The 19,206-nt window shown below is 41.6% G+C and carries 17 protein-coding genes; 7 read left to right on the forward strand and 10 right to left on the reverse strand.

The genetic code is table 11. The features are described from left to right. Positions 1-45 precede the first annotated feature (45 nt). Entirely contained in the window at positions 46-1,041 is a 996-nt protein-coding gene (locus NQU59_RS16315) for a Tim44 domain-containing protein (RefSeq protein WP_005242794.1), read from the forward strand. Positions 1,042-1,685: 644 nt separating this feature from the next. Here NQU59_RS16315 and NQU59_RS16320 read toward each other — a convergent pair. Continuing rightward, on the reverse strand, positions 1,686-3,317 hold the full coding sequence (locus NQU59_RS16320) for an inorganic phosphate transporter (protein WP_043972073.1): 1,632 nt from the start codon (positions 3,315-3,317) through the stop codon (positions 1,686-1,688). Between the two features lie 438 nt (positions 3,318-3,755). On the opposite strand from NQU59_RS16320, the gene metH reads away from it, so the two are divergent. Then, on the forward strand, positions 3,756-7,442 hold the full coding sequence (gene metH / locus NQU59_RS16325) for a methionine synthase (protein ID WP_257064080.1): 3,687 nt from the start codon (positions 3,756-3,758) through the stop codon (positions 7,440-7,442). Between the two features lie 351 nt (positions 7,443-7,793). Here the strand turns inward: metH and NQU59_RS16330 are convergent, their stop codons facing one another. The 4 genes from NQU59_RS16330 to def all read right to left on the reverse strand — a co-directional run bounded on the left by NQU59_RS16330 (position 7,794) and on the right by def (position 10,728). Then, complete coding sequence (locus tag NQU59_RS16330) at positions 7,794-8,120, reverse strand: endonuclease domain-containing protein (RefSeq protein ID WP_257064081.1); 327 nt, start codon at positions 8,118-8,120, stop codon at positions 7,794-7,796. A gap of 88 nt (positions 8,121-8,208) precedes the next feature. Then, positions 8,209-8,679 (reverse strand): hypothetical protein, encoded by a 471-nt coding sequence (locus NQU59_RS16335; protein ID WP_257064082.1) that lies wholly within the window; start codon positions 8,677-8,679, stop codon positions 8,209-8,211. Positions 8,680-8,852: 173 nt separating this feature from the next. Next, positions 8,853-10,130, reverse strand: coding sequence for a glutaminase (locus tag NQU59_RS16340; RefSeq protein ID WP_257064086.1), 1,278 nt, complete (start codon positions 10,128-10,130; stop codon positions 8,853-8,855). Positions 10,131-10,245: 115 nt separating this feature from the next. Next, complete coding sequence (gene def / locus NQU59_RS16345; RefSeq protein WP_257064087.1) at positions 10,246-10,728, reverse strand: peptide deformylase; 483 nt, start codon at positions 10,726-10,728, stop codon at positions 10,246-10,248. A 133-nt stretch (positions 10,729-10,861) separates the two neighbouring features. Here def and NQU59_RS16350 point away from each other — a divergent pair, with 133 nt between their 5' ends. After that, complete coding sequence (locus NQU59_RS16350) at positions 10,862-11,065, forward strand: hypothetical protein (protein ID WP_032861955.1); 204 nt, start codon at positions 10,862-10,864, stop codon at positions 11,063-11,065. A gap of 44 nt (positions 11,066-11,109) precedes the next feature. Here the strand turns inward: NQU59_RS16350 and NQU59_RS16355 are convergent, their stop codons facing one another. Further along, complete coding sequence (locus NQU59_RS16355) at positions 11,110-11,601, reverse strand: DUF2505 domain-containing protein (RefSeq protein WP_257064088.1); 492 nt, start codon at positions 11,599-11,601, stop codon at positions 11,110-11,112. 107 nt (positions 11,602-11,708) lie between these two features. Then, positions 11,709-11,999, reverse strand: coding sequence for a hypothetical protein (locus NQU59_RS16360; RefSeq protein WP_005242828.1), 291 nt, complete (start codon positions 11,997-11,999; stop codon positions 11,709-11,711). A 248-nt stretch (positions 12,000-12,247) separates the two neighbouring features. Here NQU59_RS16360 and NQU59_RS16365 point away from each other — a divergent pair, with 248 nt between their 5' ends. From NQU59_RS16365 to NQU59_RS16375, 3 genes are all read left to right on the forward strand, one after another. After that, positions 12,248-12,688 carry a universal stress protein gene (locus NQU59_RS16365; RefSeq protein WP_005242829.1) on the forward strand — a complete coding sequence of 147 codons (441 nt, stop codon included), beginning with the start codon at positions 12,248-12,250 and terminating at the stop codon, positions 12,686-12,688. 257 nt (positions 12,689-12,945) lie between these two features. Continuing rightward, a complete protein-coding gene (locus NQU59_RS16370) occupies positions 12,946-14,187 on the forward strand; it encodes an OmpP1/FadL family transporter (RefSeq protein WP_257064090.1) in 1,242 nt (413 codons plus the stop codon). 154 nt (positions 14,188-14,341) lie between these two features. After that, positions 14,342-14,704 carry a hypothetical protein gene (locus NQU59_RS16375; RefSeq protein ID WP_257064092.1) on the forward strand — a complete coding sequence of 121 codons (363 nt, stop codon included), beginning with the start codon at positions 14,342-14,344 and terminating at the stop codon, positions 14,702-14,704. Positions 14,705-14,757: 53 nt separating this feature from the next. Here the strand turns inward: NQU59_RS16375 and NQU59_RS16380 are convergent, their stop codons facing one another. Beyond that, the gene (locus tag NQU59_RS16380) at positions 14,758-15,921 is read right to left on the reverse strand and encodes an alanine racemase (protein WP_257064093.1); all 1,164 of its coding nucleotides are present in this window, start codon (positions 15,919-15,921) and stop codon (positions 14,758-14,760) included. Between NQU59_RS16380 and NQU59_RS16385 the strand changes: the two genes are divergently transcribed. Continuing rightward, entirely contained in the window at positions 15,920-16,057 is a 138-nt protein-coding gene (locus tag NQU59_RS16385) for a hypothetical protein (RefSeq protein ID WP_155522863.1), read from the forward strand. The genes NQU59_RS16380 and NQU59_RS16385 overlap by 2 nt on opposite strands. Positions 16,058-16,166: 109 nt before the next feature. Here the strand turns inward: NQU59_RS16385 and NQU59_RS16390 are convergent, their stop codons facing one another. Further along, positions 16,167-17,453, reverse strand: a complete 1,287-nt coding sequence (locus NQU59_RS16390) for a D-arabinono-1,4-lactone oxidase (protein ID WP_257064096.1) — start codon at positions 17,451-17,453, stop codon at positions 16,167-16,169. Then, complete coding sequence (locus NQU59_RS16395) at positions 17,450-19,198, reverse strand: neutral/alkaline non-lysosomal ceramidase N-terminal domain-containing protein (protein ID WP_257064097.1); 1,749 nt, start codon at positions 19,196-19,198, stop codon at positions 17,450-17,452. The genes NQU59_RS16390 and NQU59_RS16395 overlap by 4 nt, the downstream gene beginning before the upstream one ends. Positions 19,199-19,206 lie beyond the last annotated feature (8 nt).

The raw sequence follows: 19,206 nt of genomic DNA on the forward strand, positions 1-19,206 counted from the left end.
CCTTCATAAATACATTTACGAATTGGATTTAAATAGGAATTTTCGATGAAAGCAAAGCAGCGTAGTTTAGTCGCAGCGCTTTTAATGGCAACTTTGGTTGCTGCACCACTTGCAGAAGCAAAACGTGCAGGTGGTGGTAAAAGTCATGGGATGAGCCGCTCTAGTTCATCTAGTCAATCTTATAACCAGTCTTATCAACAGCCACGTCAAGCTGCTCCTGCACCACAACAAGCTGCTCCGCAGAAGTCTGGCCCAGGTGTTGGTTCAATGGTTGCTGCGGGTGTTGCTGGTGCTGCGATTGGTGCTGTAGCCGCGAATGCGTTAGCAGATGACAAGCAACACAACCCAACTGCAACTGAGCAGCAGGCAACCAATGCTCAAGCGGCTCAACAGCAACAAGCTCAACAGCAAGAGAAAAAAGGCGGCATTCCAACGTGGATATGGCTATTGTTAATTGCTGGGGGTGCCTTCTTTATTTTCCGTCGATTCAGCGGTAAACAAAAAGTTGCAGCAAACAACCCTTACGCACCAAATAACAATGGTCAGAACAATTTCACTCGTCAAGCTGCACCTCAAGCAAATGATAACACCAATATTTTTGGTCAATCTGTAAATGGTGGCGCTGCACCGCAAGCACCGTTTGGTAGTGCATCAATGAATAGTGGCAACCAATTACCAGATGGTACGGAACCTGCTGCATTCTTACGTATTGCACGTCAACGCTTTAACCACATTCAATCAGTTAACAGTGCCAGTAATGTTGAAGAAATTCGCCGTTACTTAACCCCTGAACTGTACGATTCAATGTACAACGACATCATGTCAAACCAAGACCAAGACGTTGCTGAGTTTAGTAACCTCAATGCAATGGTAGTTGAAAGCGCAACTGAAAATGGTCAATACGTTGTAAGCGTACGCTTTACAGGTACAGTAAGTGAAGACTTAAACAGCTTGCCACAACCATTCACTGAAATCTGGCATTTTGTAAAACCTGCCGGTTCACAACAAGATTGGGTTGTTGCGGGTATCCAACAAGCTTAATGCTTTGTGAAATAAAAAAGAGCTGTTTTTAACAGCTCTTTTTTATTGGCTGAATATTATAGAAACAAAACATCAAAACTAAAAAAAGCCACTCTCTATATCGGAGAATGGCGGAGTGTAAATAGAACAACATTTTATGTTTATTATTACCGTGAAAACACAACCTCGCACGATCTGTCTCTTGATACTAACGGATATGATCATAGAAAAACTATTCCTCTTTTGGGGAATATAGCCGACTTTGTTGGGATCATTTTAGCTTAACTCAAATCCCCCACTATTCAGCTATTCAGCTATTCAGCTATTCAGCTATTCAGCTATTCAGCTATTCAGCTATTCAGCTATTCAGCTATTCAGCTATTCAGCTATTCAGCTATTCAGCTATTCAGCTATTCAGCTATTCAGCTATTCAGCTATTCAGCTATTCAGCTATTCAGCTATTCAGCTATTCAGCTATTCAGCTATTCAGCTATTCAGCTATTCAGCTATTCAGCTATTCAGGACAGCATACGCTTACCTATTTCGAAAGACCAACTGATACCCAAAACCAACCAATCTTAAAGAAACCCCGATAACAGGCATAAAAAAAGCTTTGCCGAAGCAAAGCTTTTACATTCCGTCTTAAACGCAACAATTTATTTGCATTATGAAACGAACTGCAAGAATAACCAGTATAAGCCGCCCGATAAAGCAATCGTCGCTGGCAAAGTAAAGATCCACGCTGAAAGAATGGTTTTCACTGTTGCGAAGTTCAAACCTGATTTATTCGCAACCATAGTACCCGCAACCGCACTATTTAATACATGTGTTGTTGATACAGGCATACCTAAGCCATCCGCTGCTGCAATGGTACTCATTGCGACAAGCTCAGCCGACATCCCCTGACCGTAAGTCATGTGGTTCTTACCAATACGCTCGCCAACAGTCACCACAATACGCTTCCAACCGACCATGGTACCAAGACCCAATGCCAATGCAACTGCGACTTTCACCCAGTTCGGAATGTATTGAAGAAATGAATCCAAGCTACTACGGTATTCTTTAACTACTTTCGCTTGATCTTTATCCATTTCAGGTAAAGCTTCTGCTTTATCTAAACGCTTGAAGGTCGTGGTACTTAAATACATGTCGTTACGGATTTCACTGACAGCGGCTTCAGGAATCGCCTTAAGATCGCCATAACCGGCAACACGGTTACCCAAGTGTGCAGTCATGCTTGCAAGTGCAGGTACAACTTCATCTGTTTGTTCTTTGGTTTGGATATATTTGGTTAATACATCACGTGCCTTTTCATCCGTCAGCTCATTTTGGTTAACATTCAACACGGTTGCTGTCTGTGCAGAAAGCTGTTCAAAAGACTGTAATTGCTGGGCATCTAAATTTTTGTTTAACGAATAAGCCAATGGCACCAAACCGATCAAGATCAACATGATCAGGCCCATACCTTTTTGACCATCGTTTGAACCATGGGCAAAACTTACACCCGTACAGGTGAAAATCAGAATAGCGCGAATGAGTGGTGGTGGTGGCTTATTGCCTTCAGGCGGCTGAAACAGCTCCATTTGGCGTTTAAAGACTTTCTTCACCAATAAGAATAAGATGGCTGCAAATGCAAAACCAATCAATGGAGAGAATAATAGCGCCTTACCAACTTTAATCACCTGATCCATATCAATACCACTGCTGGTCGCACCAACTGAAGCATTCAAGAAATGGTTCATGATACCCACACCTAAAATCGAACCGATTAAAGTGTGTGAACTTGATGCAGGAATTCCTAAGAACCACGTACCCAGATTCCAGAGAATTGCTGCGATTAACAATGCAAAAACCATCGCAAAGCCAGCGCCGCTGCCGACATTCATGATCATTTCTACAGGAAGTAATGCAATAATACCGTACGCAACTGCGCCACTCGCTACCATAACTCCAAGGAAGTTACAGAAACCAGCCCACATCACTGCTGCTGGAGCAGGTAATGCATTGGTATAAATAACCGTCGCTACAGCGTTTGCCGTATCGTGAAAACCATTTACAAATTCAAAGCCTAAAGCAATGAAAAGTGCCGTCGATAAAAGAATAACTGAATATAAACTTAAAGGCGGTACATGTGCCAAATCAGCGCTGAGCTGAAAACCGATATAAATCAGTGTTGCAACAATAACTGTTAAGAACACCGGCATAAAAAATTTCGGTGTTGGTACATGTACATTCGTCGATTTTGCCTGAGAGCTGGCAAGCGGTGAATCCGAAACAGGAGGAAGATTAGAATTCATGTAGACGGTTAGGGGATAATAAAATCCCCTGTATTGTTTAATTAAATTATGACAATTATATGACAAAGGACTGTCACATAAAGCCAAAATTTCATGTTTTCCTCACATTTTTTTGTATTTTCTTACAATAAATACGCCCTGTATTTTATTTTAGTTAATAAAAAACAATACATTATAAAAACAAAAACACCATAAGAACTGTTTGTCTGATTTTGCAACAAATGCTACGAAATATGACATCGAATTGTCACATTTCGAACAACCTGTTTTCTTTTTAAGCATTATCCAATTCAATTATGACAACTTCGTGAAGCTTTTATGACATTTTATGAATGAACTAATGGAATCATCTTGCTGACTGCTGAAAATACGCGCTTTGGCGTAGCTTCTGTTACAATGCCCCTGCTTTTTATCTTCATCAGCTCCTGGGGTTCCTGAATGTCCACGCTTACCACCCTACAATCACTTCTTGCCCAACGTATCCTGATTATTGATGGCGCAATGGGAACCATGATTCAACGCCATAAATTAGAAGAAGAAGATTATCGTGGTGAACGTTTTGTAGATTGGGCATCAGACCTAAAAGGCAATAACGACTTATTGGTATTAACCCAGCCAAAAATTATTCAAGGCATCCACGAAGCCTACTTGGATGCAGGTGCGGACATTATTGAAACCAACAGCTTTAACGGCACCCGTGTTTCAATGTCGGATTATCACATGGAAGATCTTGTTCCAGAGATCAACCGTGAAGCGGCACGTTTAGCGCGTGCAGCATGTGACAAATACTCGACCCCAGAAAAACCACGTTTTGTGGCAGGTGTACTCGGCCCGACCTCACGTACCTGTTCAATCTCGCCGAATGTCAATGATCCGGCTTTCCGTAATATTACTTTTGATGAACTCAAAGAAAACTATATTGAAGCTGCCCATGCCCTGATTGAAGGCGGTGCTGACATTCTGTTGATCGAAACTGTATTTGATACTTTGAACTGTAAGGCTGCAATCTTTGCGGTGAAAGAGGTATTCAAGCAAATTGGTCATGAACTGCCATTGATGATTTCAGGCACCATTACCGATGCATCTGGCCGTACCTTAACAGGTCAAACCGCAGAAGCCTTCTGGAACTCGGTACGTCATGGCGATTTACTCTCGATTGGTTTTAACTGTGCCTTGGGTGCAGATGCCATGCGTCCACATGTGAAAACGATTTCTGATGTTGCAGATACCTTCATTTCTGCCCATCCTAATGCGGGTTTACCGAATGCCTTCGGTGAATATGATGAAACGCCTGAACAAACGGCAGCATTCATTAAAGAATTTGCTGAAAGTGGTTTGATCAATATCACGGGCGGTTGCTGTGGTACCACACCTGACCATATTCGTGCCATTTACAATGCAGTCAAAGACATTCAGCCACGTCAAGTGCCTGAAACTGTTCCTGCCTGCCGTTTAAGTGGTTTAGAACCATTTAACATTGATGAAAATTCATTATTCGTGAATGTTGGTGAACGTACCAACGTGACGGGTTCAAAAAAATTCCTACGTCTCATCCGTGAAGAGAACTTTGCCGAAGCTTTAGAAGTGGCTCAGCAACAGGTTGAAGCTGGTGCACAGATCATCGACATCAACATGGATGAAGGGATGCTCGATTCGCAAAATGCGATGGTGCACTTCCTCAACCTCGTCGCATCTGAACCAGATATCTCTCGTGTGCCGATCATGATTGACTCATCGAAATGGGAAATCATTGAAGCGGGCTTAAAGTGTGTACAAGGTAAACCAGTCGTCAACTCAATTTCCTTAAAAGAAGGTTATGACGAGTTTGTCGAAAAAGCACGTTTATGTCGTCAATACGGTGCTGCGATTATTGTCATGGCCTTTGATGAAGCAGGTCAGGCTGATACCGCTGCACGGAAGCGTGAAATCTGTAAACGCTCTTATGATGTTTTGGTCAATGATGTCGGCTTCCCTGCTGAAGATATTATTTTTGACCCGAACGTATTTGCAGTGGCAACAGGGATTGAAGAACATAACAATTACGGCGTCGACTTTATTGAGGCTACAGGTTGGATTAAACAAAACTTGCCGCATGCCATGATCTCAGGCGGTGTCTCTAACGTATCGTTCTCTTTCCGTGGTAATGAACCAGTGCGTGAAGCGATTCACTCGGTATTCCTTTACCATGCCATTAAACAAGGCATGACCATGGGGATCGTGAACGCTGGTCAAATGGCGATTTACGACGATATTCCAAAAGAACTAAAAGATGCGGTTGAAGATGTGGTTCTGAATCAGAACCAAGGTGAATCGGGTCAAAACGCGACAGAAAAACTGCTTGAAGTGGCTGAAAAATACCGTGGTCATACTGGCGCACAACGTGAAGCTGAAAACCTTGAATGGCGCAATGAATCGGTTGAAAAACGTCTTGAATATGCCTTAGTCAAAGGTATTACCACGTATATCGATGAAGATACCGAAGAAGCTCGTTTAAAAGCTAAACGTCCACTCGATGTGATTGAAGGTGCATTGATGGATGGCATGAACGTGGTTGGTGACTTGTTTGGTTCAGGTAAAATGTTCCTACCACAAGTGGTGAAATCTGCACGTGTAATGAAACAAGCCGTGGCATGGCTGAACCCGTACATCGAAGCTGAAAAAACAGGAAGCCAGTCTAAAGGTAAAGTGTTGATGGCAACTGTAAAAGGTGACGTACACGATATTGGTAAAAATATCGTGGGCGTGGTCTTGGGTTGTAATGGTTATGACATCGTTGATCTTGGTGTGATGGTCCCTGCGGAAAAAATCTTGCAAACTGCGATTGATGAAAAATGTGACATCATCGGTTTGTCTGGTTTAATCACCCCATCTTTGGATGAAATGGTGTTTGTTGCCAAAGAGATGCAGCGTAAAGGCTTTAATATCCCATTGTTGATTGGTGGTGCAACCACATCGAAAGCCCATACCGCAGTCAAGATTGATCCGCAATATCAAAATGATGCAGTGATCTATGTGGCCGACGCCTCTCGTGCAGTGGGGGTGGCAACGACCCTATTATCAAAAGAAATGCGTGGCAATTTTATTGCTGAGCATCGCGCTGAATATGCCAAGATTCGTGAACGCCTAGCCAATAAGCAACCGAAAGCAGCCAAACTCAGTTATGCCGAATCGATTGAAAATGGTTTCAAAGTGGATGACAACTATATCCCACCGATTCCAAATAGCTTAGGCACGCAAGTCATTACCAATTATCCATTGGCGACCTTGGTTGAATATTTTGACTGGACGCCATTCTTTATCTCTTGGAGTTTGGCGGGTAAATTCCCGAAAATCCTGACAGATGAAGTTGTGGGTGAAGCGGCAACTGATTTGTATAACCAAGCACAAGCGATGTTGAAAGACATTATCGAGAATCATCGTTTTGATGCACGTGCTGTATTTGGTTTATACCCTGCACAACGTACAGGTGCAGATACCGTCAGCGTGTTTGATGAAGCTGGTCAAAAAGTTACGCATACTTTTGAGCATATTCGTCAGCAATCAGACAAAGTCACAGGCAAACCAAATTTATCTTTAGCGGACTTTATTAGTACTTCTAAAGACAATACCGATTATCTTGGTGGTTTCACTGTATCGATCTTTGGTGCTGAAGAATTGGCAAATGAATATAAAGCCAAAGGTGATGATTACTCTGCAATTTTAGTTCAGTCTTTGGCTGACCGTTTTGCCGAAGCTTTTGCTGAGCATTTGCATGAGCGTATCCGTAAAGAGTTCTGGGGCTATAAAGCCGATGAGACTCTAGATAATGAAGCGCTGATCAAAGAGAAGTATGTGGGTATTCGTCCTGCACCAGGTTACCCTGCTTGCCCAGAGCATTCTGAAAAAGCGGTGTTATTTGACTGGTTAGGTTCGGAAGCGAAAATTGGTACCAAGTTGACTGAACACTTTGCGATGATGCCACCTTCTTCTGTCAGTGGTTTCTATTATTCGCATCCTGAAAGTGAATACTTTAACGTAGGCAAGATTTCTCAAGATCAGCTTGAGGATTATGCCAAACGTAAAGGCTGGACACTGGATGAAGCGAAGCGTTGGTTAGCGCCGAATTTAGATGATTCGATTGGTTAATTGAATCCCCCTCTTGCGAAACGTAGTTTCTCACCTTTAGTAAAGGGGGACTTGCACGTATCTAATAAATTACGTGACAGCTCCTCCCTTTTCAAAGGGAGGTTGGGAGGGATTGAATTGATAATTGTATAAAAAATAATTTTCTGAATAGCCAAGAGAAAGAAATTTGACTGGCAAATGTATAATCTAGAAACTAAAAAGTATGAAGCAAGATTCTAATCGGCCAACCCTCCTTTAAAAAGGAGGGAACGGCGGGAATCCACGACATAGATCCAATTCACAGCAAAGCTTCCCTCTTATAAAGCAGGATTAGAAGGTTTCTAACCTTTGCCGAACCATAGAATAAATCTGCTATACCACAGCATCCATCTCAGTCAAAATCTGATGATTAGTAAATCTTAAAGTGATCAGTCCTAATTCACTTAAAGCATGATCACGATTTTGATCAGCCTCTAACCCCAATTTGGTGTAATGCTGCCCACCATCACATTCAATGACCAAATTCACTGCTGGACTATAGAAATCCACAATAAAATTTAGAAGAGGTTTTTGTCGATAAAACTGTAATCCTAAAATCTGTTTACGTCTGATTCTTTGCCATAGCAGTTGCTCAGCATCTGTCATATTGCTTCTTAAATTTCGAGATACTTGCTTTAGATTTTTATTATAAGGCTTCATCTAATTAATTCAGCGTTAGAGTAAAATTAAGAAATAAAAGGCAGCTAAATCTTTAACTTATCAATCCTATATACTTAATCTTCCAAAATTAACAATTATCAAAGAACAACTTATATTTTAAAAGTTTTCCATTTTTAAAAACAAATTCTATTGAATCATTTCCACTTTCAGCCAGCCCACTATAAACAGCATTCTTATTTTCAGCGTCCATCCACAATTCATATTTTTTAAATTGTTGCATAAAACTCTTTTGATCTATCCCACTACCAATCTTTTGTCCATGAAACACTAGTGCATTGTTCTGACTAAAATAAACCTCTTTAATGACACCTGTATCTAAAAGTTTAAAGCTGCCATAATCATATTCATCTGGGAAATAGCCACCGTTACATTCATCAGGTTTTCCTTTAACAACGCTTTTCGGTTTACCCAATGAACGTATAGGCACCTCCCAATTATTGTACGTTTTACCCTGAATCACAGGTTGAACAAATGGAGCTGCAAACAGTGGCTGTGAAACCAGACACATCAACCCTAAACCCAATATTTTATTTTTCATTCTAGATATTCTTCAAAAACTAATCGGCTCAGTATAAATAAAATTTGAAGTAAATACGCCCCACAAGCGACAATTCATCCAACGATATTATTTAATACGATGTTTAAACCTCACATCGGAAAAACATCGCACTAATTTAGAACCTATATCACTTCAATATAGGCTCTTTGCACTTACAGCTCTTTATGCTTCTCAATCAAATCCTCTAGATTCTGATAAACATGCAACACCCGATCTTTATGCGTTCGCGCATGATCCAAACGCTGCTCAGGATCAACCAACAGCAAGCTGTGACCATCATCAATCAAACGATCAATGCCTTCCAAAAACATCCGTTTTCCGACCTCATGAATCAGTGAAATCTGAGTTAAATCAATCACAATAGAACTTTTATCGACAGGCTCACATTGCAAGGTCCGTAACAACATTTCCGCTTCAGTAAATTTCAATACACCGCGAAGCACATACACACTCAAAGATGCATCTTTTCCAGTTCGATAATGACTCTGCACAATCGTTTGTGCGGAAGGTGTGCCTTCCATCAAATGCAAGCCCATATCACGAGAGAGCCGTTCCAAGATATCAATGCCGCGTATACTATTACCGTGCTCATCGAGTCGAGGAGAAAAAGCCGCAATACTCACCTGACCCGGCAACACCCCCAAGATTCCACCAGCAACACCACTTTTGGCAGGAATCCCCACCGTTGTGAGCCAATCCCCCGCAGCATCATACATCCCACAACTCATCATCACACTCAGGACTTGGCGTACTACAGCACGATTCAATAAGCGTTTTCCAGTTTTAGGATCTACTCCGCCATTGGCAAAAACACTGCCCATCCGTACCAGATCTTTAACTGTCACCAAGATCGCGCATTGGCGAATATAGCCATTCACAATTTCTTCAGGATCGGACTCTAAAATTCCTACGGTTCGCAACATATAACCGATCGAGAGATTGCGGTAAGCCGTTTTCACCTCAGATTCATATACTGCATCATCAAATTGCAGCTCACGTCCTGCCAGCTCACTCATAAATCGACGTAAAATTTCTGCGCCTGATAACTCATCTTTGACTGGAATCAATGAATGTGTAGTGATTGCACCCGAATTAATCATCGGATTTTTGGGACGGCGGTCTTTGCCCAATGAAATTTCATTAAAAGCTTCACCTGAAGGTTCAACCCCTACTTTCTCTAATACCGCGTCTATACCAAGCTGTTGTAGCACATAGGCATACGTAAATGGTTTGGACATCGACTGAATGGTAAATTCAATCTCATCATCCCCAACGGAATAAATTTCACCATCAACTGTAGATAAAGCCAGTGCCAAACGATCAGGATTGGCGTTGGCCAACTCAGGAATATAATCGGCGAGATTTCCTCTATTATCTGTATCGCAGGCCTCAATCACATGTGCCAAGTAATCAGGAAGAGGAGTTTTCATGGTCATCTAACCTTTAAATATTTCAAGTTTTAATTTAGATGAAAGTTATAATACAGATCACTGATCATATAAAAATTATAGCTTTTGTAATGATTTTATGAGCTTACAAAAACAACTAACTCAAACGCTCAACAAATAAAATACCATCCAAATGATCCACCTCATGCTGAACAATACGCGCAGGAAAACCTTCAAAAGTGGTTTCAATCACTTCACCCTGTAAGGTGTAATAACGTACTTTGACCGCTTGTGCCCGTTCTACCTGCCCACGTTCATCTGGCACACTGAGACAGCCTTCCTCACCCAAACAAGACTCTTGAGAAAACGCCAGAATCTCAGGATTGACCATCACCACGGCATCCATTTCAGGTGCATCGGGATAACGCGGATTGGGACGCGATGCCACAATAATTAATCGTTTAGAAATATAAACTTGTGGTGCCGCAATCCCGACACCATTCCGCTCCAGCATGGTCGCATGCATGGCAGAAGCCAATTGCAATAACCATTCACTGTTAAATTCCCCGCTCGCGACCGTTGCCGCTTTAATTTTTAGAACTTCTTCACCACGTTGTGCTACAGGTAGAATTACACTCATCCCACGCCCTTATAATTGTTTTGACCAAATAGTGAATAATATCGTATTGGATATTTTATCGGGTTACCATAATTTTCATTTAAGAATCTTGTCATAATATATGCGCGATAAAAATAACCGATGGCAAACCACAATGAATGCAACCCAACTCTTTCTTGGTGTGATCTTTAGCTCAATTGGCTTAGGCTATTTTATGTATGGCAAAAAACAGAAAATGACCGTGCCTTTGGTCTGTGGTTTAGTTCTGATGCTCTTTACCTACTTCATCGATAGCAACACCGTAGTTGGCATCATTGGTGTGATTGTTTCAATTATTCCCTATTTCTTGCGTTTCTAAAAACATAAAACTCTCCACTTGAAGAGTTTTATGTTGATGGAAAATTAAAGATGCTGCTTTAACTCATCAGCAACAATCTCGATTTCAAGCGTGCTGAATCTACGGATTTCGCCTTCAGCATGCTTTTCCAACATCCCGCCAATCAAGGGAACTTTGACTTTGACAGTCCACGTTAAAGCGATATGTACTTTCTCACTATCCCCGGTCACACTACGTTCGCCCTTCGCTTCCAAAGGCAGATTTGCACCAAGCTCAACTGTCGAGGTTAAGTTTTTCAAATGAGTAATGTCTGCACGTTTTAGACGGAATGCATTTTTTAATAATTTTTTGGCGACCTCTGGAATATTCACATCCAGATTATATTCACGACGTAGCGTATAAATATCGCCCTTGATATTCGATTCAATAATGTCCAAGTTTTCACCCGGAATACGTTTGCATACAGCTTCATGCAATGAAGTATCCGCCACCAGTCTTGAAAAATCTTCAATTGAAACACCATGAATTGTTTCATTCACCGTAAATTGATGTGCCATTTTTAAATGTCCATTTTGTTTTATTAGGATTTCATGATTGCGCAAAAGTATAGCACTCGGACTTAGATCTCAAAATCTGGGGGCTCAAAAATAGATGACTGTTCGGATTAGTTATTTTGATTGTAATGATGTCGTATACCTAATTTAACCGTCACCCGCTGCAAGCGACTGATATATAGATAATGGTCGCCATATTCAATTACCGCATAAAATTGTTCCGCGCCATCATCCAAACCTGTTGCTGACCATGTTGTTCCTTGTGGAAATTCATCTAACCATGCGGCTTTATAAAAGTCTGAAACGGACTCAAAGTCTAGATAAAAGGATGGATTTGCCATAATTTTGGCCGCCATCTGGTCAAATTTTTGTTGCTTAAATGCGTCTAAACTAAGTAACACGAACCTTCCTTATCGTTTCAAATCAAGCTTAAATTTCATTGTTCAATCTAAAGTTAATCTTAAGCAAAATTACAAAAATACAGTGATTTTCTGATCGCTCCATTTTGCGCGGGAATGCGCTGTTTTTCTAGATTATTTTCAGTTTTATCATACATTTTCCGGTACTGCTGATTTGCTCACGCGGACTCAATATGTTATCAACATATTATGCTTTATTATTTTTTATAACCATAAAGGAGCAATATAAAATGTCATATCAGAATATATTAGTCCCTGTTGACGATTCTCCAATTTCTTATGCAGCGGTTGAACATGCACTGTCTTTAGCAAAATTATCAGGGGCAAAAGTCACGATCTTGAGTGTCGTTGTCGTTGATCCTTTTGTGGGTGTGGATTTCTATCAGTTTGCGCCTGCGGTAACAGATTATTTTATGCAAGCCGAAGCGCATGCCAAAACCCAGCTACAAGATATTTCCCAATCCTTTATCCGTGACGGTATTGAAGTTAATACCAAGATTCATCATGGTTCAGCCAGTGAAGGGATTATTTTTGTGGCCGATGAAGTCGGTGCAGATTTGATTGTGATGGGGTCTCATGGCCGTACAGGAGTAAAACGTTTACTGCTCGGTAGCGTAGCACGTGCCGTTTTAACCGAATCACATATTCCTGTACTGATCGTTAAGCAATAAGCGCCTGCTTTTACTAAAAAAACCCTGTGTCTCGATACGGGGTTTTTTATTATCTGAAAGCTCCCGACCAGACCGATTAGCCCCCCATATTGATCATTTACAACCCTATGCCATGATCTAAAAAGATGCTTCACTTATAGCTAGACATTCATTTTAAAATCAAAATAGTGTGTGGAATCAGCTCGCTATCTTTCAAAAATGAGTGTTTATCAAGAACACTTTTAATAATAAGACATAATATTGCAAGGATGATCAATATGAAACTCAATCCAATGGTGATTGCCCTCTGTGGGATGTGTATCACAACATTAAACCACGCTGCAGCACTGGATCAATCAGCACAATCCATTCTCCCTTTTCTAGAAAATGGCAATTATGTCGAGGTCAATGCCACTGCAGTAGATCCAAGTATTTCGGGGAAAATTCGTAATCGCCCAGAACTGGTCAATGATCCTCAGAATCTTAACTCAGGCAATATGGGCAATAATTTTCAATATTATAGTGCCGTACTCAAATTACAGCTAACAAATCAAATCAGCTTTGGCCTGCTTTACGATCAACCGTTTGGTGCTAATATTACTTATCCTATGCAGTCCAATAATACCTTTTCGGATAATGAGTTTACCCAACAAGGGACATCGGTCAATGTCGATACCGAAAGCATCAGCATGATTTTAGGTGTGAATCCTTTTCGCAATTTTCAACTCTATGGCGGTGCCGTCTATCAATCTGTCAAAGGTGATGTAGCACTGCGTGGTAATTCATACGGCGAAGCCTTTAATGGCTATGATGCCAAATTTAAAGCCAATCATGCGGTCGGTTGGTTGGCAGGTCTGGGTTATCAAATTCCAGATATCGCCTTAAAAGCAGCGGTGACCTATCGTTCTAAAATCGACCATGATATGCAAGCAACTGAAACCATGTTGGGTCAACCTTTGGAAGTCACCACAGCAAGTAAAACCAGAATTTCCACTCCACAATCCGTCAATATTGATTTTCAAACAGGCATATATAAAGACACGCTACTCTATACCAATCTACGTTGGGTCAACTGGAAAGATTTTCACATTCGCCCTACTCAATTTGGCGCAGTGACCGAATATCTAACAGGCTTGATCAGCGAAGGAAGCTATACAGGCGGCTTTGATCTGGACAGCTATCAAAAAGATCAATGGACGGTAAATGTCGGACTTGGGCATCAGTTTACTGAAAAATGGAGTGCATCGACGGAAGTCAGTTGGGACTCAGGTACAGGCGACCCTGCATCGACCTTAAATCCAACCAAAGGCTCTTGGGGGCTTGGCTTAGGTGTTCAGTTCAACCCTGCTCAGAACTACTTTATTGCGGCTGGAGTTAAATACTTCTGGTTAGGCGATGTCGTTGCCGAAGATGGTACTTATTACATCCCAGTGCCTGGCATTAAACCGATTGCAGAACAGGCCGATTTTAACAATAACAGCGCCATCGCTTATGGTCTAAAAATTGGCTATCGTTTTTAGCAAATCATTTCAATCAGCTATTCAGCCACGTAGGAACATGATCCGCTTCAAATCCTGTTCCTACTTCATGATTTCCTATGCTTGAGGAAAACAGTTAGATTAGAATCTCGGCAATATTATTCTGATAATGAACCTAATCACGAGCAAAAATCCAATGCAAAAAATCTCCTTTGTCTTTTTTATATTTAGCTTACTTTTTCCTTTCACTACTTTTGCCAATTCAACTGAACCGCAAGAAAGTATGGATATTTTTATGGGCACCTTAACCATAAAGGATAAAAAAGCCACTTTGACGCGATGTGATAGTGTAGAAAATGAATATGTGCTAAAAGATGCAGATTGGTCTAAGGAAAAGGCGGTATCAAGTTTTATCTCCAAAGCCTCAAAACTCAAACAGCCGATTTATGCAGAAGTGATTGCAGCCTATAAAAGCGAAAAAGATACCAATGTTTTACTGGTCGATTCCATTGAAAATCTGACTGAAGCGAAAAGCTGTCATTTGGCAGATTTCTTTTAAGGCTCAAAATCGTTAACAAACTTTTAGGTCGGCTATTGGCAATCGCAATGCCGTTACTCACTAAACGTTTGCCATGTCTCAAAAGCATGCGTGCGATACAGCTTTAACTTGGAAAACTGAGGAATAATTGCTTCACTTTGTGTCGGTCTTAAAAACACAAAATCATCGACTTGAATATCACAATCCTTCGGTACATTGACCAACTCCTGATTACTGCTACGACCATACAATGCATGGGTATGCGCTTGGTCAGGATAGACATAATCAGCCAGCCAATAGCCACCATAAATAAACAGCGCCTTACACTTATGTGGCAATTTATCCAACAATGACATCGATGGCAGTTGAGTAAATGGCAAGATTTTTAATACCGGTGCAGCAATCCATAAGGCGGGTTGCAAGGCCCTTAAAAAATCACTGTCAAAATCACTCGGTTTGAGCAGCATTGAACCAAAAGACAAATCATTGCAGACACTTTCAGTCGTATGAAAACTAAAGGTTGGACTGCCTCCGCCATTAAAGCAAAGCTCATCCCTCCACAGCGTTGGGAACTGCTCTTTAATTAGCTTTTGGTAATCGGCATAGGTCTGCTGCGAGCTTTGATAGGCCAATTCAGGCTTTTTAATAATGGCTGGGATTTTGCTGACATGCGCATCATAGCCCATCAAACCAGAAAGTTTTAAATACTGCGGATACTGTTGAATTAACTTTAATATTTCGCCCATTTGCGCTGTCGACTGCACGCCACCACGATGTAAACCGACATCAATCTCAATATTTACATCCAAGCATAGCGAATAGAGCTGAGCAATCTCTAGGTATTGCTGTAAACGTTGCTTGCTATCAATCAGCCACTGGATATTGGCATTTGACCATTCTGGATGCTGTTCAAAGAAGTGACGTACGGCTTGGGCGGGCATCGGCTTACCCAACAAGATATCGGCTTCAGCAAAATTTTCTAGGATTGAAACGATATGTGGTTGATGAAACACCATAAAGCGCTGTGTATCAATCTGTTCAGATAACAATTTGAGTAAGTCTAGGCTCGCTAATGACTTCACCACCAAGCGCGCTTTTAAATGTGGTGCATGAGACAATCGTACTTGCACATGCTGGATATTCTGTTTTAAAGCCGCTGCATCGATGATCAGTTGCGGAGTGGCAATCCCCTGTTTTTTTAGATCGAGATTGAGTTGTTTAAAATAATGATCCAACATGGCGATACCTTTTTTATTTAATCGTGATCCTAAAAAACCATCTTATACGAGGGAATGTCATCTACAACCTGAGCAAGCCAAAGCGACCAAAGCTTTGGCAAAACGCAAGAGTTTAAATACATCTTGCGAAGCTTGAAATGCTTCTCAGGACGAAACCAAAGTAAATCTAGCCGAAAGCTTCACCCTTAATTGGATGGGAATTCGATATGATTCCGTTAAGTACTTTCAACTCATAAAAATTCGATTTAACCTAAAAACAGCTTTTCCAGATAGGGGTTTAAAAATTTGGCTTCTGGGTCAAGCTGCTGACGCAAAGCCATAAAATCATCCCACTTTGGATATAAAGCCCGAAGCTGTGTCTTGTTCATTTGATGCATTTTACCCCAATGTGGACGCCCCTGATATTTTTGCAAGATTGGCTCAACCACATCAAAAATCAAACGTGGGTCTTGCTTATGATATTGATGCACCGAGATCGAAATGTAATCCTGCTGATAAAAAGGACTGAGCCAAATATCATCGCCTTTGACAAAGCGAAATTCGAGCGGAAAAAAGGTTGCAACTTTATACGTTCTTAAGGCATGCAACACTTCATCTAGACACTCAATTCCACGATCAACAGGGATCTGATACTCCATTTCATTGAACTTGGTATTGCGCGGTGTTGGAAATATCTTGCTCGACCAATCGACATAAGTGGTTGGTTTGACAAAGATCCCTAATAGCTTCTGTAAATAAGGATTCAGCGAAGGAAAGTTTTTGGTTAATTCGGAACATAAGGTTAATAAAGTATCATCCGATGGGAAATTTTCCTTACGAGGCAAAACAGCTTCATCGGTCTCATCCAAGGTTTTCAACATCAACTGCTTTTCATGGGAAAACACAAAGCACTCAATATGTCGATGCTGATGTTTCCATTGCTGAATGTGTTGCATCATGTCCTCTACAGGACAAAGTTCAATGTGTTCTTTGAGTTTATAGCGTGGGCGATTTTGCATGGTGATCTGGGTCAAGATGCCTAAACTACCTAAAGAAACTCGCCCTGCGGCAAAAACTTCAGGATGTTCTGTGCGACTGCATTTCAGGATTTCACCCGATGCCGTCAATAACTCAAATGCCTCAACATAGGCCGAAATACAATGTAAATCTGCGCCTGTGCCATGTGTGCCTGTAGAGGCCGCACCCGCCAGACTTTGTTGATCAATATCGCCCTGATTCATTAAAGCCTGATTGATCGATTGTTGTTGTAAATGTTGGTCTAGGTCATATAAACGTGTGCCTGCATAAATGCTGCTTTGGCAGCGTTCGAAATCGGTAGAGGCTATTCCGGCAATATGATCCAAAGACAATAAGGTTGCATCAGTACAGACCAACGGCGTAAAAGAATGCCCTGCACCCACTACCCGTATTTTTTGCTGCGCCTGAACAATAGCCTGTAGTTCTTGAATATTGGCAGGTTGCAAAATCTGTTGTGGCTTGGCTTTTTGAAAGCCAGACCAGTTCGACCAAATGCCTTGTGTTAAATCACTCATACTGCCTCTCCTTGGCTGACGGCAGTTTTTAAATTGCCATGATTAGTGCGTTTTGCGAGTTCCTGCACTGGAATATGCGGTGGTCGTGTCATTTCATCGTAATGACGTTTATCTTTTTCTAATAATAACTGTTCTGCTAAGCCTTGGAACTTGCTCTGACAGGCTGCCAATGTCCATTGACCAAATAAGGTATGTCCACCTTCATACGCCTGCGCTTGGTATTCTTCATAGGTGGTGACATAACCCATATAATCATTGCAGTACGATGCCAACCAAACGCTTTCAATTGAAGCCTGTGCTGCAAGCATCTGTTTAACTGTATCAACTACACGCTGCCCTGCGATAGTCGTAAATTCTCCTGGGCAGCAAATCAAAGCCAATTGACCTAATCGCACAATTTGTAAGGGAACCACACTTGGGACTAAAGGACTGTGCTGAATCGCCCCTGCTTTCACTTGTCGATTCATTTCGGCAATCAGCGGATCAAGCATACTCGGCGGAAAACCAATCGGTTGACCTAAAATCTTTTTGGCACCTGCTTCCAGTAAAATCTGTTTCGGCCCTTGAGATGCATATAGCTGTTGATAGTCTGCAAAGTCTGCTGCTTTGGGATGCTTGATTTTTTGTTTGCGAAATTGATCGGCTAAAAATTGCATCCCCATGATTAAGGGTTTGGGTGCACCTAAACCATCCACAGGTGTGCCTGCAAAAAATGCAGTGCCATGACAGGGCTGGCTGGTCTTCGCATGCTTTTGCCCCGCTACGAACGCCTCTGGAATCTCAATATTGCTCAGATCAACATAGGACAAAACAGCATCGATCCTGCCTTCGACTTTTTCCAAAGTTTTAGCAATATTCTGCTGTAAGGTACTTAAGGCCAGTTCACTTTGATAACGCCCATTTTGTTGCGCGTATTGATATTCCTGCTCACCCTTAATTCGATTGCGAATCTTGAGCTGATCTTTGCCATGAAAATGTGGCGATACATCCCCTGCGGTTGCTTGAGCAAAAATCGTGACTGGATTTTCAATTCCTTGCTCAGTTAAAGCCTGCTCAGAAAATGCAGCCGCATAACCTTTATTATCGCCATCATAGGCGTTTAAAGAATTTCCCAAACAGGTTGCATGTACCCCAAATAAGGAGATAAAGGACTGCAATTTTTGTTCACGATAAAAACCAATCAATTGCATTTCACGGTTTAAAGCCAAATGCGTTTCAGCGTCAGTGCGTGGCTGAACCTCTGGGTTACGATTATACGCTTTGATTGAGCGATTCCATGCGATAGGTATTGGTTCTGAAAAATGTTGCGTCCCCAAGAAAATCTCGGTGTCTTGTTCAGACCCGATTGCATTTTGAATACTCAGTACAATCGCCTCGACAATTGCACTGAGATGTTCAGGCACAAAACCAGGTGTCGGTAGATTATATAAGGCTTCATAACCACAGCCACCAGGCCCAGAGTGGGTATGGGTCGCCATTAACACCAATTGATTATCATCAAATTGTGAACCTAAGATCTGCGTGAGCTGCGCTATCGTTTGGCTGCGCATGGCATGGGTAATACAACCTAAATCAAGACAACAAAGTAGCAGTCGATGACCGGATGGATCGACGATGCTCACACTACGGGCATATAAAGCCGTACGCTGTTCATAAGCACGATGCGACCATTGCCCATAACCAAACATAGCATAGCCTTTCGGTGTAACTTTGATTTGCTGTTTATCCCAGCCCGCTTGATACATTAGCGCGT

This window comes from Acinetobacter colistiniresistens, from assembly GCF_024582815.1.
Lineage (GTDB): Bacteria > Pseudomonadota > Gammaproteobacteria > Pseudomonadales > Moraxellaceae > Acinetobacter.